The sequence below is a fragment of the Streptomyces nojiriensis genome (assembly GCF_017639205.1).
Lineage (GTDB): Bacteria > Actinomycetota > Actinomycetes > Streptomycetales > Streptomycetaceae > Streptomyces > Streptomyces nojiriensis.
This window is the reverse complement of record NZ_CP071139.1, coordinates 2773772-2796890: the sequence shown is the minus strand read 5'-3', so window position 1 is coordinate 2796890 and position 23119 is coordinate 2773772. Positions and strand designations below refer to the sequence as shown.

Here is a 23119-nt window from a genome sequence, read left to right as displayed (position 1 = left end):
GTCAGTCGCGCTCGCAGACGAAGATCGCGGTGCCCGGGATCAGGTTCCCGCGCAGCGGGGACCAGCCGCCCCACTCCTGGCTGTTCCACTCCGGCCACTCGGGCTCGACCAGGTCGAGCAAACGGAAGCCGCCCGCCACCACGTCGCGCACCCGGTCGCCGATCGTGCGGTGGTGCTCCACATATACGGCGCGGCCCTGCTCGTCCTGCTCCACGTACGCGGTGCGGTCGAAGTAGGAGGCGGCGACGGACAGCCCCTCGGGTCCGGGCTCGTCGGGGAAGGCCCAGCGGACGGGGTGGGTCACGGAGAAGACCCAGCGGCCGCCGGGGCGCAGTACGCGGTGCACCTCGCGCATGACGTTGACGGGGTCGGCGACGAAGGGGACGGCGCCGTAGGCGGAGCAGGCCAGGTCGAAGGAGCCGGCGCGGAAGGGCAGCCGTCCGGCGTCGGCCTCGACCAGCGGGAGGTCATCGCCGATGCGCAGGGCGTGCTGGAGCTGGCGGTGGGAGAGGTCGAGGGCGACCGGGCGGGCGCCCTGGGCGGCGAGCCAGCGCGAGCACTGGGCGGCGCCGGCGCCGATCTCCAGGATGTCCTTGTCCCGGAGGGAGGCGGCGGGGCCCAGGAGGGCCGCCTCCGCCTCGTCCAGCCCCTCGGGTCCCCACACGAAGCGGTCGTCGCCGAGGAAGGCGCCGTGGTCGCTCTGGTACTCGTCGGCGTTGCGGTCCCACCAGCTGCGGCTCGCCCGGCTGCTCTCCGCTTCCCCCGCGTCACGCCGTGTGGCCTCGGGGTCTTCCAGGGAGACCGGATCGGCTTCGGACGCTACTTCGGAGGCGTAGTCCTCTTGGTTCATGGGGCCCGTCGTCGTAGTCTGCGAATGTCTTCTGAATGTGGCAGGAAGCGCCATGAGGGGCTTCCTGCCCATGAATTGTGCCGGTTGTGCGGCGATCCGCCCGGGGTGTGCGCCTTCGCGCATTGACCCTGTCCGGCTGCCCCCGTATGCTACAAGTTGCGCTGCGAGCCTGTGCTCCTCAGACCTAGCAGGCTGCGCTTGCATCTGTTGATGTCCCCTCGGTTTTCGAGGCCCCACCGCTCTTCGCGGAAGGGGGTCTCCTTGGCTGTCCGGCTTCTTCGGCAGATGCCGATAAGGGCTCCCGGCGTAGCAGTACCTACGACTTTCTGTCCGTAACCGGAGCCCTTTCCCACATGACGAGCAGCACCGAGACCACCTCTACCACTCCGCAGGTAGCGGTCAACGACATCGGTAACGAGGAAGCCTTCCTCGCCGCGATCGACGAGACGATCAAGTACTTCAACGACGGCGACATCGTCGACGGCGTCATCGTGAAGGTCGACCGGGACGAGGTCCTGCTCGACATCGGTTACAAGACCGAAGGCGTGATCCCGAGCCGTGAGCTCTCGATCAAGCACGACGTCGACCCGAACGAGGTCGTCAAGGTCGGCGACGAGATCGAGGCCCTGGTTCTCCAGAAGGAGGACAAGGAAGGCCGCCTGATCCTGTCCAAGAAGCGCGCTCAGTACGAGCGTGCCTGGGGCACGATCGAGAAGATCAAGGAAGAAGACGGCATCGTCACCGGTACCGTCATCGAGGTCGTCAAGGGTGGTCTCATCCTCGACATCGGCCTCCGCGGCTTCCTGCCGGCCTCTCTCGTCGAGATGCGTCGTGTCCGCGACCTCCAGCCCTACGTGGGCAAGGAGCTCGAGGCGAAGATCATCGAGCTGGACAAGAACCGCAACAACGTGGTCCTGTCCCGCCGCGCCTGGCTGGAGCAGACCCAGTCCGAGGTTCGCCAGACGTTCCTCACCACCCTGCAGAAGGGTCAGGTCCGCTCCGGCGTCGTTTCCTCGATCGTCAACTTCGGTGCCTTCGTGGACCTGGGTGGCGTCGACGGTCTCGTCCACGTCTCCGAGCTGTCCTGGAAGCACATCGACCACCCGTCCGAGGTTGTCGAGGTCGGCCAGGAGGTCACCGTCGAGGTTCTCGACGTTGACATGGACCGCGAGCGCGTATCCCTGTCGCTGAAGGCGACGCAGGAGGACCCGTGGCAGCAGTTCGCCCGGACCCACCAGATCGGTCAGGTCGTCCCGGGTAAGGTCACCAAGCTGGTTCCGTTCGGTGCGTTCGTCCGCGTGGACGAGGGCATCGAGGGTCTGGTCCACATCTCCGAGCTGGCCGAGCGCCACGTGGAGATCCCGGAGCAGGTCGTCCAGGTCAACGACGAGATCTTCGTCAAGGTCATCGACATCGACCTCGAGCGTCGCCGGATCTCGCTGTCCCTGAAGCAGGCCAACGAGTCCTTCGGTGCCGACCCGGCGTCGGTCGAGTTCGACCCGACCCTGTACGGCATGGCCGCGTCTTACGACGACCAGGGCAACTACATCTACCCCGAGGGCTTCGACCCCGAGACCAACGACTGGCTCGAGGGCTTCGACAAGCAGCGCGAGGCCTGGGAGACCCAGTACGCCGAGGCGCAGCAGCGCTTCGAGCAGCACCAGGCTCAGGTCATCAAGAGCCGCGAGGCCGACGAGGCCGCTGCTGCCGAGGGCGCTGCCGCCCCGGCCGCCGGTGGCAACGCCGGTGCGGGCATCTCGGGTGGTTCGTACTCCTCGGAGTCGGACGAGACCTCCGGCGCCCTGGCGTCGGACGAGGCCCTGGCCGCGCTCCGCGAGAAGCTGGCCGGCGGCCAGAGCTGATCGCAGCGCGCATCACACTCCGGTGTGAGCCGAGCTGAACTGCGTTGAACGGTAAGGCCCGTCCCCTTCGGGGGGCGGGCCTTACCGCGTTTCCCCGTCCGGTCTCCGCTCGCGCTCCGGCGCGTGATCCGCTGCGTGATCCGGTGCGTGATCCGTTGCGTTCCTGTGAATGCGGCCAACTGGGGAATGGCCGGGCCGCCTTGGACGTTCTTGGCTGAGAACGAGGCGAGGAGGAGTGGTGACGGTGCTTGATCCACAGGGTTTGTACGAATGGGACGCCAAGGGCCTGGCGGTGGCCGACCTGGCGGTCGCCCAGGACTCGGCCGGGCTGGTCATGCTGTACCACTTCGAGGGGTACATCGACGCGGGTGAGGCCGGCGAGCAGATCGTCGAGCGGCTCCTGGACACCCTGCCCCACCAGGTGGTCGCCCGCTTCGACGCGGACCGGCTGGTGGACTACCGGGCCCGGCGCCCGCTGCTGACCTTCCAGCGCGACCACTGGACGGAGTTCGAGGAGCCCCGGCTGGAGCTCCGGCTCGTCCAGGACGCCACCGGAGCGCCCTTCCTGCTGCTGTCCGGCCCGGAGCCGGACGTGGAGTGGGAGCGCTTCTCCGTCGCCGTCCGGCAGATCGTCGAGCGCCTCGGCGTCCGGCTCTCGGTCAACTTCCACGGCATCCCGATGGGCGTCCCGCACACCCGTCCCGTGGGCATCACCCCGCACGGCAACCGCACCGACCTCATGCCGGGCCACCGCAGCCCCTTCGACGAGGCCCAGGTACCGGGCAGTGCGGAGTCCCTGGTGGAGTTCCGCCTGGCCCAGGCGGGGCACGACGTGCTGGGTGTCGCCGCGCACGTACCGCACTACATCGCGCGCTCCGCGTACCCCGACGCCGCGCTGACCGTGCTGGAGGCGATCACGGCGGCGACCGGGCTGGTGCTCCCGGCCGTGGCGCACGCCCTGCGCACCGAGGCGCACCGCACGCAGACGGAGATCGACCGGCAGATCCGGGAGGGCGACGAGGAGCTGGTCAGCCTGGTGCAGGGGCTGGAGCACCAGTACGACGCGGCCGCCGGGGCCGAGACCCGGGGCAACATGATCGCCGAGCCGGCCGAGCTGCCGTCGGCGGACGAGATCGGGCGCGAGTTCGAGCGGTTCCTGGCGGAGCGCGAGGGCGAGAACTGACGTACGGGCGGGGCCCCCTATGCTGCGGGGCATGCTGAAAGTAGGCCTGACGGGCGGAATCGGTGCCGGCAAGAGCGAGGTCTCGCGACTGCTGGCGGGGTACGGGGCGATCGTCGTCGACGCCGATCGGATCGCGCGCGAGGTCGTGGAGCCCGGTACGCCGGGGCTCGCGGCCGTCGTGGCGGCCTTCGGGGAGTCGGTGCTGACCGCGGAGGGGACGCTGGACCGGCCGAAGCTGGGGTCCATCGTGTTCGCGGACCCGGCGAAGCTCCAGACCCTCAACGCGATCGTGCACCCCCTGGTCGGGGCCCGGTCGGCGGAGCTGGAAGCCGCCGCGGGGGCCGACGCGATCGTGGTGCACGACGTACCGCTGCTCGCCGAGAACGGGCTGGCGCCCCTCTACGACCTGGTCGTGGTCGTGGACGCGGCCCCGGCGACCCAGCTCGCACGGCTGACGGCGCTGCGCGGGATGGCCGAGGAGGAGGCGCGGGCCCGGATGGCCGCGCAGGCGACCCGGGAGCAGCGGCTCGCGGTGGCGACCCTCGTGATCGACAACGACGGGCCGCTGGAGGCGCTGGAGCCGCAGGTGCGCAAGGTGTGGGACGAGCTCACCGTGCGGGCGGCCGGCGGGGCCTCCTGATCTCCCCGGCTGCTCTGTCCGGCTGATGTGTGCGGCTGATGTGTGCGGCCGATCTCCGCGGCTGACGTGTGCATGGAATAGCGGGTGGGGCGGGGGCGTTGAACGCGCCCGGAGAGGGAAGGATTTCGAACGTGTCCGAGACCACGCGCCCCACCCCGTCCAGCCCGGAAACCCACGTCATCGACTACCGGGCCGCCGAGCAGCTGCTCGCCGCCCGGGACCCGCGCGGCGCGGTCAAGCTGCTCGACTCGGTCATAGCCGCCCACCCGGAGAACACGGCGGCTCGGCTGCTGCGCGCCCGGGCCTTCTTCGCCGCGGCGCAACTGCGACCGGCCGAGCTGGAGTTCGAGCTGGTGCTGGAGCGGGAACCGGACAACGCCTTCGCCCACTTCGCGCTGGCCCGTACGTTCGAGCGCTCGGGCCGGCCCGAGCAGGCGCGCAGGCACTTCCGCCTCGCGGCGGCCCTCGACCCGAGGCCCGAGTACCTGGCGGCGGCCCGCTTCGAGGGCCCGGACGCAGACGGCCCGGACGCAGACGGCCCGGACGCAGACGGCCCGGCCGGGGCCGGCCCCGCCTGATTCACCGGCTGCGGGGCGGCTCGTACGGGGGGATGTCCGGGCCGGGCTGGTAGTGGGGCCCCTGGTGGATATGGCGCACGATCATGAACAGGTCCACGGCCACGACCACCGTCAGCGCCCCGCAGGCGGCCGCCCATCCGGGACGGCCCACCAGCGAGAACAAGGCCGTGCCGAAGGCAGACCAGACCAGGCCCCAGACACCCAGCCAGAACCGCAGCCGCAGCGGACTGCGGGCGGTCACCGGCTCATTCCCGGAACGCATGGCCATCGCCTCTCATGTCCATGGTCCCACCCCCTGCGGTCAGGGGTTGAGCTTGTTCACGGCCTTGGTGGTCGTCTTCTTGAAGCCGGCGACCGGGGCGTGGGACAGGTCGCCCATCTCGCCCCACTGCACGACGGTCACGGTGGAGCCGTCGCGCCCGATCCCGTACAGGTGCACCCCGGGCTCGGAGTCGGGGATCGAGGTGTGGACCCCGTAGACGTGCGCACCCTCCTCGACGGGGAGGGTGCCGTAGTCCTGCCAGGAGGCGGTGCCGCCCGGGGTCCTGCGCAGCCAGTCGGCGGCGCAGGCGGCGACCTTGCGCTCCAGGACGCCGGCGAGCCGGGCCGCCGCGGAGGGCGAGGCGGACCGCACGGAGACCTGCACGGCGCCGGTGTCGTACTCGGTGCCGAAGACGCGGTGCCAGCTGCCCGCGGACGGAAGCACGCCCTCCAGGCAGAACGGCGCGGACTCGGGCAGCCCCGCGGTGACCGCGCCGGCGTACCAGGGCGAGGCGGGGTGCGGCGGAAGGTCGGTGCCGGTCAGGAAGCCGGGCGCGGTGGCGGCCGCGGCGGAGGTGGCGGTGGAGGCGGTCAGGACCAGGGCGGCCGCCGCCGCGACGAGGGCGGTGGTGAGTGTGGTGGGCGTGGTGGCGGTGCCGGAACGTCGGAACATGGTCGGTTCTCCCCGTGAGTGCCGTGGGCGTGCTGGTGTGTGCCTGACGAGCCTGTTCCCCGGACGGCGCGGCGGGCGACGGATCGCGGCGAATCCGGGACGCCGGAACGGCCGTACGCGCCGTCACCTGGGGGAACACCTCATACATGGAACGCGGTCGCGGGACGCGGAACGGGGGAGAGCGTGAGCGAGGCCGAGGATTTCGCGCGGTTGATGCGGGAGCTGAAGGAGCGGGCCGGGCTCAGTTACGGCGCCTTGGCGCGCCGGCTGCACACGAGTACGTCGACGTTGCACCGGTACTGCAAGGGGGAGGCGCTGCCGGCGGAGTTCGCGGTGGTGGACCGCTTCGCCCGGGCCTGCGGGTCGACGCGGGAGGAGGCGCTGGACCTGCACCGGGCGTGGCTGCTGGCGGATGCGCGACGGCGCGCGGGGGTCGCGGAGATGCCGGTGCCGGTGCCGGTGCCGGAGCCGGTACCCGGGCCCGCGCCGGAGCCGGAGCCTGAGCCGACCGTGGTGGTGATGCCGGGCCCCGAGCCGGAGCCGGTGGCCCGGGGGGCCTGGTACCGGCGGCGGCGGGCGGCCGTGGTCGCCGCCGTGGGGGTGACGGCCGGGGCGGTGGCGGTGGCGCTGCTGGCGGCGACCGGCCCCGGGCCGGGTGCGCCGCACGCGGGTGGGAGCCCGGGGACGAGCACGGGCACGGGCACGGGTGCGGCCACGGGTGCGGCCAGGGGAGCACCGACGCCTGGGGGATCGGGGTCCGCCCCGGCACCGGTGGCGACGGGTGCACCGGAACCCGCATCGCCGGCCGGGTCGGCCGGGGCGACGGCCCCGGAGCCCGTCCGGACCTCCGCGTCACCGTCGGCGTCGGCCCCGGGCCGGGACCCGGTCGCGCCCCTCAAGGCGGCGGTACGGTCGCACGTGTGGACCGCGGGCTGCGACCACGCCTACCTGTCCGAGCGCGGTCCGGGATCGGTGCCCCCGCCGCCCGTGGAGGCGGACGCGCCCGCCTGGGCGGCGGCGCAGCGCGCCGTGCACGCCGGAACGCAGATCGTGGAGGTCACCCTGCACGGCACGGGCGGGGGCGCCGTGGTCTTGGAGGACCTGGAGGTACGGGTGGCCGCCCGCCGCAAGCCGCCGGCCTGGAACGTCTACCAGATGTCGCAGGGCTGCGGCGGCGGGCTCACCCCTGCCGCGTTCGCCGTCAATCTGGACGCGCCGCGCCCGCTGGCCCGGCCCGTCGCCGGGAACGACGGCGGCAGCACCCTGCCCGCCCCCGCCTTCCCGCTGCGCGTCTCGGCGGCCGAACCGGCCGTCCTGCGGGTGGCGGCGGCCACCACGGGATGCGACTGCGACTGGTTCCTCGACCTGAGGTGGACCGGCCCGTCAGGGTCGGGCACCCTCCGCATCGACGAGGGCGGGCGGCCGCTGCGCACGAGCGCCGCCCCCGGCCGGCCCGTGTACGGGTACGCGCCGGAGCAGGGCCGCTGGGCCCGCTGAACCGCAGGTCAGGGGGTGTTGTCGGTGGTCGCGCCTAGACTCGTCGGCAGAGGGGACCGGTAGGGGCGCAAGGCCATCGACGGGGAGACGGGAGGGGGACGCACCATGACACCGCAGCCGCAGCCGCAGCCGCAGCCGCAGCCGCAGCCGCAGCCGCAGCCGCAGCCGCAGCCGCAGCCGCAGCCGCAGCCGCAGCGACCGTGGCCGCGTGAGGCCGCCGCGCTGCTGCGCCACGCTGCGGTCTTCCTGCCCGCCGCCGTCCCCCGCGAGGGGCGCGTCGCCTTCTGGGCGCCTGACGGGGACGCCCTGCCCGAGGCGGGAACGGCGGCGCCGCTCACCGTCGTACGCCCGCACGGTGACGGGGTCCGCAGCCGGACCGTCCCCGCGGTGAGCTTCTCCGTCACCGCCGCCCTGCCCCTGCTCGCGCAGGCGCCCCACAGTCCCGCCGCGCATCCCGCCACCCGCGCCTGGGGCACCGCCGCCCGGCAGGCGCTCACCCTCGCCGCCCGTGGCCGGCTCCTCCCCGGACTCACCCCCGAGGGCGTCGACGCCTGGCGTGCCGGGCCGCTCGACGCCGCCGACGTCGATCACCTCCGCGCGGTCGCCGCCGCGCTGCCGCACGAGGGGTACGCGACGCCCCTGGCCGGGCGCCGCCCGCTCCAGCTGCCCGAACCGGAGGCACTGGTCCGCGCGTTCCTCGACGCGGTCGCCGACGGCCTGCCCCGCACCCCGGCCGCTGCCGTGGCCGCCGGGCGGCCGTTCGCCGCGCGGGACCCGCAGCGGGTCCCCGGGATACAGGACTGGGCGGCGCAGGTCGCGGCCGGCTCCGACACCGGCGTCGGGATCTCGCTCCGGCTCGACCTGTCCTCCTTCCGGCTCTTCGACGAGGCCGAGGACGCCGACACGAGACGCGCCGGAGCCGCCGTCGTCCAGGTGCACAGCCTTGCCGACCCGACCCTGGTCACCGACGCCGCGCAGCTGTGGGCGGGCACGGCGGCGGCCGGGTTCGGCCCGCGCGCCCGGATCGACGCCGTGCTCGCGCTGCGCCGGGCCGCCCGGGTCTGGCCGCCGCTGCTGCGCCTGCTGGACCAGCCCGTGCCCGATGCCCTGGCCCTGTCCGACCCGGAGCTGGAGGACCTGCTGGGGGTGGCCGCGAGCCGGCTGGCCGCCGCCGGGGTCCTGGTCCACTGGCCGCGCGAGCTGGCCCGTACGCTGTCGGCGACCGCCGTCGTACGGTCCACCGCGCCCGGTTCGGCGATCGACGGGACCGCGTTCTTCGACGCCGAGCACCTCTTCGCCTTCTCCTGGGAGCTGGCGCTGGGCGGCGACCGGCTCACCCCTGGGGAGATGGACGCGCTGGCCCAGGCGCACCGGCCCGTCGTCCGGCTGCGCGACCGGTGGGTGCGCGTCGATCCGGAGCTGGTGCGCAAGGCGCGCAAGCGGGAGCTCGGCGTCCTGGACCCGGTCGACGCGCTGGCCACCGTACTGTCGGGGACGGCCGAGATCGAAGGCGCCACGGTCGAGGCGGTGCCGGTGGGAGCGCTGGCCGCCCTGCGGGACCGGCTGACGGGGGAGCAGGCCCCGCTGCCGCAGCCCGCCGCCCTCAAGGCCACCCTGCGCGACTACCAGGCGCGCGGCCTGGCCTGGCTCGACCTGATGACCTCGCTCGGTCTCGGCGGCTGCCTCGCCGACGACATGGGCCTCGGCAAGACCGTCACGCTGATCGCGCTGCACCTGCACCGGGACCGGCCGGAGCCCACCCTCGTGGTGTGCCCCGCGTCCCTCCTCGGCAACTGGCAGCGGGAGATCGAGAAGTTCGCCCCCGGCACGCCCGTGCGCCGCTTCCACGGCAACAGCCGCAGCACCGAGGACCTCACGTCCTGCGCGGGCGGGTTCGTCCTCACCACGTACGGCACGATGCGCGCCAGCGCGGCCCTGCTCGCAGAACAGCGCTGGGGCCTGGTCGTCGCCGATGAGGCGCAGCACGTCAAGAACCCGCATTCGGCGACCGCGAAGGCACTGCGCACGGTGCCCGCGCCGGCCCGGGTGGCGCTGACCGGTACCCCCGTGGAGAACAACCTCTCCGAGCTCTGGGCGCTGCTCGACTGGACCACGCCGGGGCTGCTGGGCCCGCTCACCACCTTCCGGGCCCGCCACGCCCGCCCGGTGGAGCACCAGCAGGAGGAGGACGGCGGCAACGAGGCGGCGGTCGCCCGGCTGTCCGCGCTGGTGCGGCCGTTCCTGCTGCGCCGCAAGAAGTCCGACCCCGGCATCGCGCCCGAGCTGCCACCGAAGACGGAGACCGACCATCCGGTCTCCCTCACCAGGGAGCAGGCCTCGCTCTACCAGGCGGCGGTGGACGAGGCGATGGCCGTGATCGAGTCGAGCGAGGGCATGGAACGGCGCGGCATGATCATGAAGCTGCTGGCCTCGCTCAAGCAGATCTGCAACCACCCCGCGCAGTACCTGAAGGAGGAGCAGCCCCGGATCCCGCACCGCTCGGGCAAGCTCGCCCTGCTGGACGAGCTGCTGGACACGATCCTCGCCGAGGGCGGCTCGGTGCTGGTCTTCACCCAGTACGTGACGATGGGCCGCCTGATCGAACGGCACCTGGCCGGCCGCGGGATCGCCTCGCAGTTCCTGCACGGCGGGACGCCGGTGCCGCATCGCGAGGAGCTCGTCGACCGCTTCCAGGCGGGCGAGGTACCCGTCTTCCTGCTGTCCCTGAAGGCGGCCGGCACCGGGCTGAACCTCACGCGGGCCGGGCACGTCATCCACTTCGACCGCTGGTGGAACCCGGCCGTCGAGGAACAGGCCACCGACCGCGCCTACCGCATCGGCCAGACCCAGCCCGTACAGGTCCACCGGATCATCGCCGAGGGCACCGTCGAGGACCGGATCGCGGAGATGCTGGAGTCGAAGCGGGCCCTGGCCGACGCCGTCCTGGGCTCCGGCGAGTCGGCACTGACCGAGCTGACCGACCGCGAGCTGGCCGACCTCGTCTCCCTGCGGAGGCCCGGATGATCACCGCGCGGGACGACCGCCGCCGCACCTTCGAGACCGTGCCCGCCGGGGCCGAGGCCGTCAGCTGGTGGGGCCGGGCCTGGGTGTCGGCGCTGGAGGAGGTCTCGCACGACGGGGCCCGCCTGGCCCGGGGCCGTACGTACGCCGACGCCGGACACGTCAGCGCGGTCACCGTCACCCCCGGCCGGATCGTGGCCTACGTCCGGGGCAGCAGGCCCCGCCCGTACCGCACCGAGCTGACCCTGCCCGCCTTCGCGGACCCGGAGTGGGACGAACTGCTGGAGACGGTCGCGGCCGCCCCCACGGCGCTCGCCGCCCTGCTGGAACGGGAGGTCCCGCAGTCGCTCGCGGGGGCCGTCCTGCCCGGCGCGGGCGAGCTGGTCCCGCACTGCTCCTGCCCGGACTTCGGGCGTCCGCCGTGCAAGCACGCGGCGGCCCTGTGCTACCGGGCGGCCCGGCTCCTGGACGAGGACCCCTTCGTCCTGCTGCTCCTGCGCGGCCGGGGGGAGCGGGAGCTCCTCGACGAGCTGACCCGCCGCAATGCCGCCCATGCCGCGCGCGAACAGCCCGACGCGGCACCGGGCTTCCCCGGCGTTCCGGCCCGTGCGGCGCTCGCCCGCACCAGCCTGCCGCTGCTGCCCGCGCCGCTGCCCGCGCCCGCCGCCGCGGGCCTTCCGCCGGCCTACCCGGCCGACCCGGCGGCGCCCGACCCGCTGGCCCTCGACCAGCTCGCCTCCGACGCGGCCGCCCGCGCCCTGGCCCTGCTGACCACCGGTGAGGATCCGATCGCCGGGCTCACCGTGTGGCAGGACGCCGTCCGGCTGGCGTCCGCGCACCCCACGGCGGGTCTGACGGGCGCGGCCCGCACCCTGTACCGGGACCTGGCCCGCGCCACCGGCCGCAGCACCACCGATCTCGCCCGGGCCGCGGCGGCCTGGCGCCAGGGCGGACGCCCGGCCCTCGACGCCCTCGAAGAGCCCTGGGACCCGCCGGCGGGCCCCTTCGACCGGGCCCGCCCGGCCCTGCTCGCCGCCGGCCAGGGCTCCTTCCGCCCCGACCGCAACCGCCTGACGATCCGCACCCGCCAGCTCCGCCTCGGCCGCGACGGCCTCTGGTACTCCTACGAGGACCGCCAGGGCGACCAGGACTGGTGGCCGACGGGCCGCCCCTCCCCGGACCCGGTCACCGCCCTGCTGGGCTGATGTCCTCGGCCCAGCGGGTCAGGGTGGTGAAGTCGCGGTCGCGCAGGCCGTGGCGCGGGTGGATGCGCAGCAGGAGGGCCGGGGCCGGATGGTGTTCCGCGACCCAGGCGCGGTCGCGCGGGGTGATCATGTCGTCGACCCAGGCGAAGGGGCGGCCGGCCGCCCAGTCGCGGAGGTGGCGGGTCTTCCAGGAGAGGCCGTCGGGGTCGTCGGCGAAGAGTTCGGGCCACTCGACGACGGTGAGGTCACCCGGCAGCCCTATGTGCGGGGAGATCATCGTGTTGGCCTGGTGCGTCCAGGCGGTGGCCCAGGTGAGCTCGAACGGCAGGGCCAGCAGCCGGGCGCCGTGGGAGGGGTGGAGGCGCACCCGGGCGCCGCGCCGGGCCTTGCGGGACTCCGGGTCGCGGTAGGAGAGCCAGACGTCGGGCCACATCCGGTGGCTCCGGTATCCGCGCAGACCGGCGAGGGGCGAGCGGAACGGGTTGAGGGGGCCGTCCACGTCGAGGAGGAGCAGCGGGCGATCGGTCATGAAGTACCCACTACCCAGTACACGATTGAGTGAAATGCCTACCGCCTCTATAACCCGAATGGGGTCAGAGCGTTGTTCCGGTGCGGGGACATTGCCCGCGAACTCGTCCGGAAGGCAGGGAAACTGATGCGTCACAGTCGTCGGAATGGCTTCATCGCGGCCGTGGTTGCGGGAGGCGGACTGGCGGTCGCGGGTGTGGGCGGACTCGCCCACGCCGACGCGGACGCGGGCGGCCGGGCCGAGCGCTCGCCGGGACTGCTGTCCGGAAACCTCGTACAACTGCCGGTGAACATCCCGGTGAACGCGTGCGGGAACACCGTGAGCGTGGTCGGCGTGCTCAACTCCGCCGCCGGGAACCGCTGCACCAACGAGGCATCCGCCGGCGGCGGACATTCCGGTACGCGCTCCACGGATTCCGTGAAACCAGGGGGCGGGAACGGCGGAGGGGCAGTCGCGGAGGGACGGGGAAAGGATTCTCCGGGGGTGCTGTCCGGCAACGGGCTCCAGCTTCCGGTCGACCTCCCCCTGAACATCAGCGGCAACGCGGTGAGCGTGGTCGGCGTCGGCAACTCCTCGCACGGCAACACGTCCGTCAACGGCGAGGAGCCCACGGGCGGCAAGCCCGTCCAGCCGCCCGTCGTCGAAAATCCGGTGATCACGCCCCCGGTCACGCCCCCGCCCCCGCCCACGGCCCCCCGCCCGGCTCCGCCCGCCCCGCCGCGGCACAGTGCGGCGCTCGCCCACACCGGATCGGACGGCGTCGGCTACCTGCTGCCCGGCGGCGGCGCCCTCCTCCTCGGCGGGGTACTCCTCTACCGCCGCTTCCGCCTCAACTGACCCGGGTCAGGCCGGCAGGTCCGGATCCGGCGGGGACGCGGGACCCGGGGGCGGTGTACGCCACCCGTCCAGGATGGCGTCGATCCGCGCGGCCAGTCGGGCGCGGGCCGCGAACCGGGGGACACCCGCCATCAGCAGGGCGTCGTACTCGGTGTCGGTGTGCCGCACCGCCGCCCGGACCGCGACGGAGACCGCCAGTCCGTCGAGGGCCCGGCCGGCCGCGGTACGGCCCACCCGGCCGCTGCCGCGTACCGAGGCATGGGTGGCGATGGCCACGGCCCGGTCGGCCGGACAGCCGGGGAACAGCCGCACGATCTCGGCGGCGAAGGCCGCGGTGAACCGGATGTCCTCGGCCGAACGCCGCCGCCGGTCGCGCTCCCGGCGGCGCGCCCGCGCCTCGGAGTCCGCCAGGCAGGCGCGCTCCGCGCGCGCCAGTGCGGCCTCCTCGACGAGGAGGCCCAGGCGCTCGTAGCGGTGCCGGCGCTTGTTGAAGCGCACGACGACGGCGCAGAGCGAACTGGCCTCGCGGGAGCGGCGGGTGAGCGCCGTGTCCCCCCGCGGGAGATAGACGAGATGGCCGAGATCCGTACAGTCCAGGCAGCGGGGTACGCCGGACTCGCGGACGAGGTGCCGGAGCGGGCCCTGTCGGCAGTCGGCGCAGTGGATCTGCTTCAGCGACTCAAAAACCACCAGGCTCATAGAGGTGTGATACCGCTGTATGACCCTCATATCACCTGGTGAAGAAGGCATGTTGATGTTTCGTCGAGTGTTCCTTGATGCCCCGCGGCCCTTTTACCGTGGGGCGGTGGACCGCAGGAGGTCCGTCGAGGAGGGGCACATGGGTGGGCAGCTGACGATGACGGCACGGCCGGGCGGAGCATGCGCCGCCCCGACCGCGACTGGCCGGGAGATAGTCATACCGCCGGGCGGCTGCACCGGCTGGCACTTCCACCGGGTCAGACTCGACGCGGTGGTCATAGCCGGGACCCTGACCCGGGTCCTGCACGACCGCACCGTCGAGGTGCACACGGCCGGGACCACCTTCGTGGAGCCCGCCGGCATAGGCCACATCCACCTGGGCCACAACCTCGGCACCGAGCCGGTCGTGCTCCACGTGACCCCCGCGCTCCCGGTGGGGACGCCCTTCGCGATACCCACCCCGGCACCGGCCGGGGCCACGCAGGCGGCCTGCCGCTCACACAAGCCGTCGTATCTCTCCGCGGACCCGGTAGAAGCCTCCTGAGGCGGCATGCAGCCCCTCGACCACGTACCGTGCGCCGGGCTCCCGAATCCCGCGCGGGAACTGGACGTTCCACGAGCGCTCGAAGCCGTCCGACACCACCTGCACCCGCATCCGGCCGCCCTGCTGGACGCACTCCACCACCACACCGCCGGCCGGTGCAGCGGCCATCGCGGCCATCGAAACCGTCGCCACCGCCGAGGCCGACGCGGCCGGGGTGAACACCGGGAGCGCCGCCGCCGACTTCACGTCCACGGGCGCGGGCACCGAGCCCTGCTGGGCCGCCGCGATCGCCTGCTCGGTCGCGTCCACGCACACCAGCGACCCGTCCGTGGTGACGAGGTACAGCCGCTCGTCCAGGTACTGCATGGACAGGGCCGACCCGCCGCCCGTCCCCAGCTTCCACAGCCGCCGGCCGTCGGCGTCGAAGCAGTAGACCGAGGAGGAGGAGTCGCCGGCGAAGACGTGCCGCCCGTCGGGCGAGGTCGCGCACGAGTACACCGCGGCGTCGCACGCGTAGGAGGCCTCCACCGCCCCCGTCGCCTTCGAGAGCCGCTGCACGGTGTTGCGGGCCGTGCCCGCGTACACCGCGTGGTCCTCCTGCCAGCCGAACAGCACCCCGCCGGGGGTCTTGGTGTGCCACAACTGCCCGCTGCCGTCGGCCGCGTACGCCGTCACACCGCCGCTGTGCCCGTGGAAGACCGCTCGCTCGTCCGCCCGGACCATCCAGGCGCCCGACCCGCCGGACTTCCGCGACCACTGGTGCTCGTCCTCGTGGTCGATGACGGTCAGGCCGCCGTTCGCGTCGGAGACGTTCAGCACGCCCTCGTGGATGTCGAGCCAGTAGATGTCCACGTCCGCCGCGATCGCGTAGGCCCCGAAGGGAACCTTCGACGACAGGTCGTACACCGTGCCGTCGTCACAGCCCGCGTATATCCAGAACTCGTCCGCCACCAGGCACTTCACCCCGTCCGGCAGCGAATACCGGGCGAGCACCTCACCTCCGTGGCTCAATGTGTACACATCGCCCGCCTGGTTGCCGACCCAGCAGCGGTCCTCGTCCACATGGATGCCGAAGGCCGACGAACCGGTCCGGAAGCGCCACAGCACCGGAGCCACCGCGCGCGCCGTCGACGGGGCCGAGGCCACCTGGCGGCGGGTCACCGCCCGGGCGGCGCGCTGTCCCCGCACGGCCGGGGCGTACCCCTTGCGCACCTTCTCCCCGATCTTCTTCGCAGCGGCCGCGCGAGCCTTCTCGGCACTCGGGAAGGCGGAGGTCTGCAGCTGGCCGTCGGCGCCGATCCGCCCGTACCGCACGGACACGGCCGTGCCGTCGACGGTCACCTCGTAGAACTTGTGCGCCGCGCCGTCGTCCTGCGACAGCTCCAGATACGTCGTCTCCCGAGCCATGACAAACCTCTCCCCAAAGGCAGCGCCGCCGGCTCCCTTTCGGCCGGTGATCCCTCGTGAAAAACGCTAAGGCCCACCACTGACAATGGGCCCGTGCAGTGGGAAGCGATCACATGGCAGCGGATGGCCGAGCGGCTCGCCGGTCACCTCGACGACCCCGACCGGGCCCCCGGGCCGGGCAGTTGGCAGCGGGTGGGCATCGACGGCGCCCCCGCCGCCGGGACCGGCGCGCTCGCCGGCGAGCTCGCCGAAGCGCTGCGGCTGCGCGGACGCCCGTCCCTGGTGGTGCCGACCGACGGTTTCCTGCGGCCGGCCTCCCTCCGCTTCGAGTTCGGCCGGCAGGACGTGGACTCCTACCTGGGCGGCTGGTACGACACGGCCGCGCTCTGGCGGGAGGTCTTCGGCCCGACCGACCCCGGCGGCAGCGGGCGGGTGCTGCCGGACCTCTGGGACCCGGTGACCGACCGGGCGACCCGCAGTCCGTACGTCACCCTCCCGCCCGGCGGCGTGCTGCTCGTGCACGGCCCGCTGCTGCTGGGCCACTGGTTCCCCTTCGACCTGAGCGTCCACGTGCGGTTGTCGCCGGGAGCGCTGGCGCGGCGGACCGAGGAGTCGGAGCGGTGGACGGGGGCGGCGTTCGCCCGGTACGAGGCCGAGGCGGATCCGGCGTCCGCCGCCGATGCGGTGGTGCGGGCCGATGATCCCAGGCATCCCGCCTGGACGGGGATCCGGCGGCGTTGACCCTGCGGGGCGGGGCGGGGCGGGGCGGGGTGCCGGTGCCGCTGCACGGAGCCTCCTCCCCGCCCCGCCCTTGCTCCGTTTCCCGGGCTCCGCCCGGACCCGCGCCTCAAACGCCGGCGGGGCCGGGGACGCTACGGCCGACCGCCCGGCCGGGTCACGGCCAAGGCCGCAGCCAGGCACCCGGCGCGGGCGGCCTCGGCCGGGTCCGCGCCCTCCAGGCGGGCCGCGAGGAAGCCCCCGGTGAAGGCGTCCCCGGCGCCCGTGGAGTCCACCGCCTCGACCGGCTCCGCCTCGACCTCGGCGGTGATCCGGCCCCGTTCGGCGATCAGTGCCCCGGCCGCGCCGCGGGTCACCACCACCAGCGGCACCCGTCGGCTGAGCTCCGCCGCCGCCCGGGCCGCCCCCGCCGGCTCCGGCAGCCCGGCCAGCAGCCGGGCCTCGTCCTCGTTCGGCAGCAGTACGTCCACACCCGCCACGGCGTCCAGGAAGCGCTGCGGCCCCAGGGCCGCCAGGAAGCCGGCCGAGGCGGGGTCCACGCTCACCTGCACCCCCCGGGCCCGGGCCGCCCGCAGCGCGATCACGGCCAGCTCCCGGCTGCTGTCGGCGAAGAACAGATAACCGGACAGGTGGAGATGGGCCGCCCCGTCCAGCAGGGAGGGGGCCCAGTCGGCCGGGCACAACCGCAGCGAGGCCCCGCTGTCGGTCAGGAACGTCCGCTCCGCGTCCTTGCCGACCAGCGCGACCACCGTCCCGGTCGGCTCCTGCGCGTCGACCACCAGCCGCGGCCGCACCCCCGCGTCCACCAGCGCCCGCTCGTGCCAGCGCGCCGACTCGGCACCCACCCGCGCCAGGAGCCGTACCTCCGCGGTCCCCGTTCGGGCCGCCCAGCAGGCCGCGTTGGCCCCGGCCCCGCCCGGCAGGGTCCGGATGCGGGCCGCCGTGTCGGTGGCCGGAGCCAGCGGCTCCGGATGTATGGCCACCACGTCCGTCACCACGTCCCCGATGACGAGCAGCGCCCCCGGCCCGGTCACGCCCGCGCCGCCCAGGCCCCCGCGATCCGGGCCCCGAGCCGCACGTTCCCGCGTACCGCCGCCAGGTTCGCCTCCAGCGAGGCCCCGTCCGTCGCCCGTGCCAGGAACCCCAGCAGGAACGGCGTCACCGCCTGCCCCGTGATCCCGCGCTCGTGGCACTCGGCGAGCGCCTCAGCCAGTACCCGGTCGTGCAGCTCGGGATCCAGCTGCTCCTCCCGCGCCACCGGATTGGCCACCAGCAGCGCCGAGTCCGGACCGCCCAGCGCGTCCTGAGCGGCCATCACCGCGGCGACCTCCTCGGGCCCGTGCACGGTCCAGTCCACCGGCTCGCCCGAGTCGGCCAGATAGAACCCGGGGAAGCGGTCCGTCCCGTAGCCGAGCACCCCCACCCCCAGCGTCTCCAGCCGCTGCAGCGTGCCCGGCACGTCGAGGATCGACTTCACCCCCGCGCACACCACGGTGATCCGCGTCCGCGCCAGCAGCGACAGGTCCGCCGACTCGTCCTGCGTCTGCGCCCACTCCCGGTGTACGCCGCCCAGCCCGCCCGTGGCGAAGACGCGCAGGCCCGCCCGGGCGGCGAGGAAGGCCGTCGCGGACACCGTCGTCGCGCCGGTGGCCCCCGTCGCCAGCGCGGGCGCCAGATCCCGGTGGCCGAGCTTGCGCACGCCCTCGCCGCCCGCGATCCGCTCCAGCTGCGCCTTGTCCAGTCCCGCGTACGCCACCCCGTCCAGGACCGCGATCGTCGCCGGAACCGCGCCCTCCGCGCGGACCAGGGCCTCCAGTTCGAGGCCCACCGTCAGGTTGCGGGGGCGGGGCAGACCGTGCGCGATGATCGTCGACTCCAGGGCCACCACGGGCTTCCCACGAGTGAGCGCTTCATCCACCTCTGCCGACAGGACCGGGATCTCAGATGCTCTGTGCTGTGACATGTCCCCATCCATGGCACGGGATCGGCGCCTCCAAACGCCCTCCCGCCACACCCGTCCCAACCTGTCCGAGTAGCGTTCCCCCATGGACACGCGCGGCTTCTACGACGAACTGGCCGACCGCTACGACCTCGTCTACGCGGACTGGGACGCGTCCGTCGCCCGGCAGGGCCGGGCCCTCGACGCCCTCCTCACCGCCGCGCTGGGCCCCGGACCGCACACGGTGCTCGACAACGCCTGCGGCATCGGAACCCAGTCACTGGGCCTCGCCGCACTGGGCCACCGGGTCACCGGGACCGATCTGAGCCCCGCCTCCGTGGCCCGCGCCGCCCGCGAGGCCGCACAGCGCTCGCTCACGCTCCCCGTCGCCGCCGCCGACATGCGGTCCCTGCCCTTCGCGGACGCCTCCTTCGACGCCGTGGTCTGCGCCGACAACGCGCTGCCGCACCTGCTCACCGCCGAGGACGTGCGCGCCGCGCTGGCCGAAACCCGGCGGGTGCTGCGCCCCGGCGGACTGCTCCTGCTCTCCACCCGCCCGTACGGCGAACTGCTCCGGACCCGCCCGCAGAGCGAGGCCCCACGCGTGCGCACCGGCCCCGACGGACGGACCATCACCTTCCAGCTGTGGCACTGGCACGCCGACGGGGAACGCTACGACCTGGAGCTCTTCCAGTTGCTGCCGACCGGCGACACATGGGCCACGCAGACGTCGAGCGCGACGTACTGGGCGCTGCCCCAGGAGCGGACCGCCGGGTTCGCCCGGGAGGCCGGCCTGCGCGAGACGCTCTGGCACGCACCGGCGGACACCGGGTTCCTCCAGCCGGTCCTCACCGCCCGGCGCCCCGGTCCGACTGGACAGGGTGACTCGTAGGCCGGGCCGTTCCTGGACGCTGTGGTCACCGCTTCGCGCGGCGGGCCGCACTAGGCTGGCGCGCCATGAGCACCAGTGATCACTCCGCCGCACCCGCCTCCTTCTCCGTCTCCGTCGCGGACGTCGAACTGGAGGCGGACGACCTCGACCCCGGGCAGATCGTCTCCGGCGAGCCCGTCGTGACGGGCAAGGTCCTGTGGGAGTCGGCGGACGGCAAGCAGGTGCGCGGGATCTGGCAGATCACCCCCGGTGTCGTCACCGACGTCGAGGCGAACGAGCTCTTCGTGGTGGTCAGCGGCCGCGCCACCGTCGAGGTCGAGGGCGGCGAGACCCTGGAGGTCGGCCCCGGCTCCGCCTGCGTGCTCCGGGAGGGCGACCGGACCACCTGGACCGTGCACGAGACGCTGCGCAAGGCCTACCACATCAGCTACTGACGTCCTTCGCGGAAGCGGACGCGGACGCGGGAGCGGGAACGGGAACGGGGTGGCGACGCGCCGTGAACAGGGCGAGCGCCGCCATCGGCAGCAGCAGCGCGGCGCCGACTGCGTTCAGCCAGCCGTAGCCCGCCCCGGACATGATCAGCCCGGCGGCCGCTCCGCCCACGCCGGCGGCCGCGTTCATCGTGAGGTCGCTCAGCCCCTGTACGGCGGCCCGCGCGGGCTGCGGCACCGAGTCCGTCAGCAGGGCCGAACCGGACACCATCCCGGCGGACCAGCCGAGGCCCAGCAGGAAGAGGCCGAGCGCGCTCCGGCCGTGGCTGTGGCCGGCCGTTCCGGCGAGCAGGGCGGCGACGGACAGGAGGCCCGCGGCCAGTCCGATCACGGAGAGCCGGCCGAGCCGGTCCGCGAGCCAGCCCATCACGGGGGAGAAGGCGAACATGCCCGCGATGTGACCGCTGATCACCAGCCCGATGAGCTCCAGGCCGGCTCCGTGGTGGCTCAGGTCCATCGGGGTCATCACCATGATCGAGACCATGGTGGTGTGCGACACGGCGACGGTGAGCAGGGCGAGCCGGGCCCGCGGTGAGGCCTTCACCGCGGCGAAGCCGGCCCGCAGCGAGCGCCCTTCGCGGGTCTGCTCCTCGGGCGCGGCGAGCGCCCGGGCCGTCAGCAGCGGGTCGGGGCGCAGGAATACGCCGATCAGCGTGCCGGTGAGCAGGAAGACGACGGCGGCCCAGACGAACGGGCCGGCCGTCTCGGGTATCGCGGTGCCGGCGAAGCTGTGGCTGGCCGGCGCGGACAGGTTGGGCCCGAGCACAGCGCCCACGGTCGACGCCCAGACCACGACGGAGATGGCCCGGGCGCGGTGGTCCGGCGCCGCGAGGTCCGCGGCGGCGAACCGGGCCTGCAGGTTGGCGGAGGAGGCGGCGCCGAAGGCGGCCATGCCGAGCAGCAGCAGCGGGAAGCTCCTGATCGTGGCGGCGAGGACGACCAGGCCCGCGCCGACGGCGCCGATCCCGTAGGCCAGGACCAGCCCGGGGCGCCGGCCGCGCGCGTTCATCAGCGCGGCGAGCGGCAGCGAGACGAGGGCGGTGCCGATCACCGCGGCGGTGGAGGCGACGCCGGACAGCGCCTCGGTGCCGCTGACCTCGGTGGCGAGTACGGGGGCCAGGGCGATGCTGATCGGCACGCCGAGGCCGCCGAGGACCTGGCCGGCCATGAGGACCCGGGAGGTGCGGCGCTGCAGCCGGGCCAGCTCGGGCGGGCCGAGGGGCCGCACGGGCCGGTCGGTGCCGGGCGAGGCGGTCACGGAGTACACCGGCTTCGCGGGTACGTGACACGGGGCGCGGGGGACGCGGGAAGGCCGGGTGCGGCGGCAGGAGTAGTCACCGCCGCAGTGTGCCAGCCCTTACCGCCCGGCGGAACCGTGCCGGAGCCCGGCCGGTCCGCCGTCGCGTCCGCGGGACAGGTCCGCAGGTCAGGGCCACGGTTCAGAACAGCGGCTGCGGAAGCACGCCCTCCAGCGCGAGCAGCTGCCGCTTGGTCTCCACCCCACCGCCGAATCCGCCGATGCCCCCGTCGTTCTCCACGACCCGGTGGCAGGCCACCACCAGCGGCAGCGGGTTTGAGCCCATGGCGTTGCCCACGGCCTGGGCGGCGCCGGGCTGTCCGACGCGGGCGGCCAGCTCCCCGTAGCCGACGACCGATCCGTAGGGCACGGAGCGGTCCAGCTCCTGGAGCACCTGCCGGTTGAAGCCGGAGCTCAGGCGCCAGTCCAGTGGCAGCTCGAAGCGGCGCAGCGCCCCTTCGAAGTACGCGGTGAGCTGGCGTATCGGCTCGGCCAGCAGCGCTTCCTCGCCCGGCGCGGGACGCCGGGCGTCGGCGCCGAGCCGGGAGACGAGCGGGCCGATCATCCGGTCGACCCGGTCCGGCTCGGCATGGAACTCGACCCGGACCAGACCTTCCGGGGTCGCGGCCAGGAGCAGGGGCCCGCCGAGGACGCCGTCGCCGGCGACGACGGTCCATTCGAGGTGCGGCCCGCGGGGCCGCTCGGTGCTGTCCACGCGTCCACGGTACGACCACCCGCCGACACGGCGGTCACCGTTGTGGATATCGGCCACATCGCCAGATCGCCACATCGGCACATCGGCACGCCCGCCTGTCCGTCCGTCCGCCCGTCCGACCGCCAGGACGGGGGCCGGGGATCAGAACCCGCCGACCGCGTCCTGGACCACGTCCGGGGCGTTGGTGATGATCCCGTCCACCCCCATGGCCTGCACCTTCCGGGCGGTGGCCGCGTCGTCCACGATCCAGGTGTCCACCTCCATGGCCTTGCCGTGGGCGCCGCGCAGGCCGTGCACGGCCGAGACCCAGTCGGCCGAGATCGTCGTGTGCCACGGGTTGATGCGGTCGGTGAACTCCGCGTAGCGCGGCAGGTCCGCCACGGTGGGGGTACCCAGGAAAGCCGTCACCAGGTCCGGGCGCAGCCCGTGCACGATGCGTACGGAGTCGGCGCTGAAGCTCTGCACCACCAGGCGCTGCGCGACGTGGCGCGCGTCGAGCCAGCCGGCTTCGTCCAGCACCTTCAGGGTCTGCTCCTCGATCCCCGGGTACAGCTCCGGCTTCTTGATCTCCAGCAGCAGCCGCTGCCGGTTGCGCTGTACCCGGTCGAGGTACTGCCGCAGGCTCGGCACGGCGGCGCCCGCGTACTCCCCGCCGAACCAGCTGCCCGCGTCCAGCACGGAGATCTCGGCCCAGGTGAAGTCCTTGACCTTCCAGGGCGCCCGGTCCGGGAACCGCTCCTCGACGTCGGTGGTCCGGGCCAGGGTGTCGTCGTGGATCACCACCAGTACGCCGTCCTTGGTGCGCTGCACGTCGTTCTCGACCCAGTCGAAGCCCATCTGCATCGCCAGGTCGATCGCGTCGAGGGTGTTCTCCGGGGCGTACGCGGAGGCCCCCCGGTGGGCGTACACGACAGGGCCCCCCAGCGCGGCCCGGCCGGCGCCGGTTCCGGTGCCGGTGGCGGATCCGGGACCGGTGGCGGCGTACGACGCCGTCCCGCCCAGCAGGGTGAGAGTGAAGCCCAGGAATGCGGCGGCGGCCGCGGCGGCGGGTCGGACGTACATGTGCGTTCTCCTCGGGTCGTGAGCCCTGTTCCTGCGTCAGACGGGTGCGGAGCGGCAGACGTTGTGGCGATGCACTTCACCGCGATCATGGGGTTGAAGATCACTGAGCCGCCACCGAACTACGACAAACGGACCAGAACGAATGACAGCGGTCCGGGCGGCCGGGAGCGGCCGGAGCGCGCCGCCGGCCCGCGGGGGC

Annotated in this window: 23 protein-coding genes; 12 read left to right on the top strand and 11 right to left on the bottom strand. The window is 73.8% G+C overall.

Going from position 1 to position 23119, the window contains the following annotated elements; genetic code table 11:
- Position 1: 1 nt before the first annotated feature.
- Positions 2 to 850: a class I SAM-dependent methyltransferase gene (locus tag JYK04_RS13035; protein ID WP_189735997.1), complete on the bottom strand. Its 849-nt coding sequence runs from the start codon at positions 848 to 850 to the stop codon at positions 2 to 4.
- 353 nt (positions 851 to 1203) lie between these two features.
- On the opposite strand from JYK04_RS13035, the gene rpsA reads away from it, so the two are divergent.
- From rpsA to JYK04_RS13015, 4 genes are all read left to right on the top strand, one after another.
- Positions 1204 to 2712 carry a 30S ribosomal protein S1 gene (gene rpsA / locus JYK04_RS13030; RefSeq protein WP_030010959.1) on the top strand — a complete coding sequence of 503 codons (1509 nt, stop codon included), beginning with the start codon at positions 1204 to 1206 and terminating at the stop codon, positions 2710 to 2712.
- Between the two features lie 244 nt (positions 2713 to 2956).
- The gene (locus JYK04_RS13025) at positions 2957 to 3895 is read left to right on the top strand and encodes a PAC2 family protein (RefSeq protein ID WP_189735994.1); all 939 of its coding nucleotides are present in this window, start codon (positions 2957 to 2959) and stop codon (positions 3893 to 3895) included.
- Positions 3896 to 3926: 31 nt separating this feature from the next.
- Positions 3927 to 4535 (top strand): dephospho-CoA kinase, encoded by a 609-nt coding sequence (gene coaE, locus JYK04_RS13020; RefSeq protein WP_189735992.1) that lies wholly within the window; start codon positions 3927 to 3929, stop codon positions 4533 to 4535.
- Positions 4536 to 4666: 131 nt separating this feature from the next.
- Positions 4667 to 5113 (top strand): tetratricopeptide repeat protein, encoded by a 447-nt coding sequence (locus JYK04_RS13015; RefSeq protein WP_189735990.1) that lies wholly within the window; start codon positions 4667 to 4669, stop codon positions 5111 to 5113.
- Position 5114: 1 nt separating this feature from the next.
- Here JYK04_RS13015 and JYK04_RS13010 read toward each other — a convergent pair whose 3' ends face one another.
- Together JYK04_RS13010 and JYK04_RS13005 are read right to left on the bottom strand one after the other, a co-directional pair.
- On the bottom strand, positions 5115 to 5375 hold the full coding sequence (locus JYK04_RS13010; RefSeq protein ID WP_189735988.1) for a DUF6343 family protein: 261 nt from the start codon (positions 5373 to 5375) through the stop codon (positions 5115 to 5117).
- Positions 5376 to 5414: 39 nt separating this feature from the next.
- Positions 5415 to 6047 (bottom strand): hypothetical protein, encoded by a 633-nt coding sequence (locus JYK04_RS13005; RefSeq protein ID WP_229875141.1) that lies wholly within the window; start codon positions 6045 to 6047, stop codon positions 5415 to 5417.
- 183 nt (positions 6048 to 6230) lie between these two features.
- On the opposite strand from JYK04_RS13005, the gene JYK04_RS41890 reads away from it, so the two are divergent.
- The 3 genes from JYK04_RS41890 to JYK04_RS12990 all read left to right on the top strand — a co-directional run bounded on the left by JYK04_RS41890 (position 6231) and on the right by JYK04_RS12990 (position 11770).
- Positions 6231 to 7544, top strand: a complete 1314-nt coding sequence (locus JYK04_RS41890) for a helix-turn-helix domain-containing protein (RefSeq protein ID WP_268254141.1) — start codon at positions 6231 to 6233, stop codon at positions 7542 to 7544.
- A 105-nt stretch (positions 7545 to 7649) separates the two neighbouring features.
- The gene (locus tag JYK04_RS12995; RefSeq protein ID WP_229875140.1) at positions 7650 to 10568 is read left to right on the top strand and encodes a DEAD/DEAH box helicase; all 2919 of its coding nucleotides are present in this window, start codon (positions 7650 to 7652) and stop codon (positions 10566 to 10568) included.
- The gene (locus JYK04_RS12990) at positions 10565 to 11770 is read left to right on the top strand and encodes an SWIM zinc finger family protein (RefSeq protein WP_189735986.1); all 1206 of its coding nucleotides are present in this window, start codon (positions 10565 to 10567) and stop codon (positions 11768 to 11770) included. The genes JYK04_RS12995 and JYK04_RS12990 overlap by 4 nt, the downstream gene beginning before the upstream one ends.
- Here JYK04_RS12990 and JYK04_RS12985 read toward each other — a convergent pair.
- Positions 11751 to 12299, bottom strand: coding sequence for a hypothetical protein (locus JYK04_RS12985; RefSeq protein WP_189735984.1), 549 nt, complete (start codon positions 12297 to 12299; stop codon positions 11751 to 11753). The two genes, JYK04_RS12990 and JYK04_RS12985, sit on opposite strands and share 20 nt — an antisense overlap.
- Before the next feature lie 162 nt (positions 12300 to 12461).
- Here JYK04_RS12985 and JYK04_RS12980 point away from each other — a divergent pair, with 162 nt between their 5' ends.
- Positions 12462 to 13136, top strand: coding sequence for a chaplin (locus JYK04_RS12980; protein WP_308431021.1), 675 nt, complete (start codon positions 12462 to 12464; stop codon positions 13134 to 13136).
- 6 nt (positions 13137 to 13142) lie between these two features.
- Here JYK04_RS12980 and JYK04_RS12975 read toward each other — a convergent pair whose 3' ends face one another.
- Positions 13143 to 13835: a DUF2293 domain-containing protein gene (locus tag JYK04_RS12975; protein ID WP_189735980.1), complete on the bottom strand. Its 693-nt coding sequence runs from the start codon at positions 13833 to 13835 to the stop codon at positions 13143 to 13145.
- A 139-nt stretch (positions 13836 to 13974) separates the two neighbouring features.
- On the opposite strand from JYK04_RS12975, the gene JYK04_RS12970 reads away from it, so the two are divergent.
- On the top strand, positions 13975 to 14379 hold the full coding sequence (locus JYK04_RS12970) for a cupin domain-containing protein (RefSeq protein ID WP_189735978.1): 405 nt from the start codon (positions 13975 to 13977) through the stop codon (positions 14377 to 14379).
- Here the strand turns inward: JYK04_RS12970 and JYK04_RS12965 are convergent.
- On the bottom strand, positions 14332 to 15786 hold the full coding sequence (locus tag JYK04_RS12965) for a WGR domain-containing protein (RefSeq protein ID WP_189735976.1): 1455 nt from the start codon (positions 15784 to 15786) through the stop codon (positions 14332 to 14334). The genes JYK04_RS12970 and JYK04_RS12965 overlap by 48 nt on opposite strands.
- 93 nt (positions 15787 to 15879) lie before the next feature.
- On the opposite strand from JYK04_RS12965, the gene JYK04_RS12960 reads away from it, so the two are divergent.
- Positions 15880 to 16527, top strand: a complete 648-nt coding sequence (locus JYK04_RS12960) for a nucleoside/nucleotide kinase family protein (protein ID WP_189735974.1) — start codon at positions 15880 to 15882, stop codon at positions 16525 to 16527.
- Between the two features lie 131 nt (positions 16528 to 16658).
- Here JYK04_RS12960 and JYK04_RS12955 read toward each other — a convergent pair whose 3' ends face one another.
- Together JYK04_RS12955 and JYK04_RS12950 are read right to left on the bottom strand one after the other, a co-directional pair.
- Entirely contained in the window at positions 16659 to 17558 is a 900-nt protein-coding gene (locus tag JYK04_RS12955; protein WP_189735972.1) for a carbohydrate kinase family protein, read from the bottom strand.
- Positions 17555 to 18487, bottom strand: coding sequence for a pseudouridine-5'-phosphate glycosidase (locus JYK04_RS12950; RefSeq protein WP_229875139.1), 933 nt, complete (start codon positions 18485 to 18487; stop codon positions 17555 to 17557). The genes JYK04_RS12955 and JYK04_RS12950 overlap by 4 nt, the downstream gene beginning before the upstream one ends.
- Before the next feature lie 82 nt (positions 18488 to 18569).
- On the opposite strand from JYK04_RS12950, the gene JYK04_RS12945 reads away from it, so the two are divergent.
- Together JYK04_RS12945 and JYK04_RS12940 are read left to right on the top strand one after the other, a co-directional pair.
- Positions 18570 to 19355, top strand: coding sequence for a class I SAM-dependent methyltransferase (locus tag JYK04_RS12945; RefSeq protein ID WP_189735970.1), 786 nt, complete (start codon positions 18570 to 18572; stop codon positions 19353 to 19355).
- Between the two features lie 65 nt (positions 19356 to 19420).
- Entirely contained in the window at positions 19421 to 19789 is a 369-nt protein-coding gene (locus JYK04_RS12940; protein ID WP_189735968.1) for a cupin domain-containing protein, read from the top strand.
- On the opposite strand, the gene JYK04_RS12935 is transcribed toward JYK04_RS12940, so the two are convergent.
- The 3 genes from JYK04_RS12935 to JYK04_RS12925 form a co-directional block, all read right to left on the bottom strand.
- Positions 19779 to 21014: an MFS transporter gene (locus JYK04_RS12935; protein WP_189736580.1), complete on the bottom strand. Its 1236-nt coding sequence runs from the start codon at positions 21012 to 21014 to the stop codon at positions 19779 to 19781. The two genes, JYK04_RS12940 and JYK04_RS12935, sit on opposite strands and share 11 nt — an antisense overlap.
- Positions 21015 to 21285: 271 nt before the next feature.
- On the bottom strand, positions 21286 to 21858 hold the full coding sequence (locus JYK04_RS12930) for a methylated-DNA--[protein]-cysteine S-methyltransferase (protein ID WP_189735966.1): 573 nt from the start codon (positions 21856 to 21858) through the stop codon (positions 21286 to 21288).
- 141 nt (positions 21859 to 21999) lie between these two features.
- Positions 22000 to 22920, bottom strand: coding sequence for a glycerophosphodiester phosphodiesterase (locus tag JYK04_RS12925; RefSeq protein WP_189735964.1), 921 nt, complete (start codon positions 22918 to 22920; stop codon positions 22000 to 22002).
- Positions 22921 to 23119 lie beyond the last annotated feature (199 nt).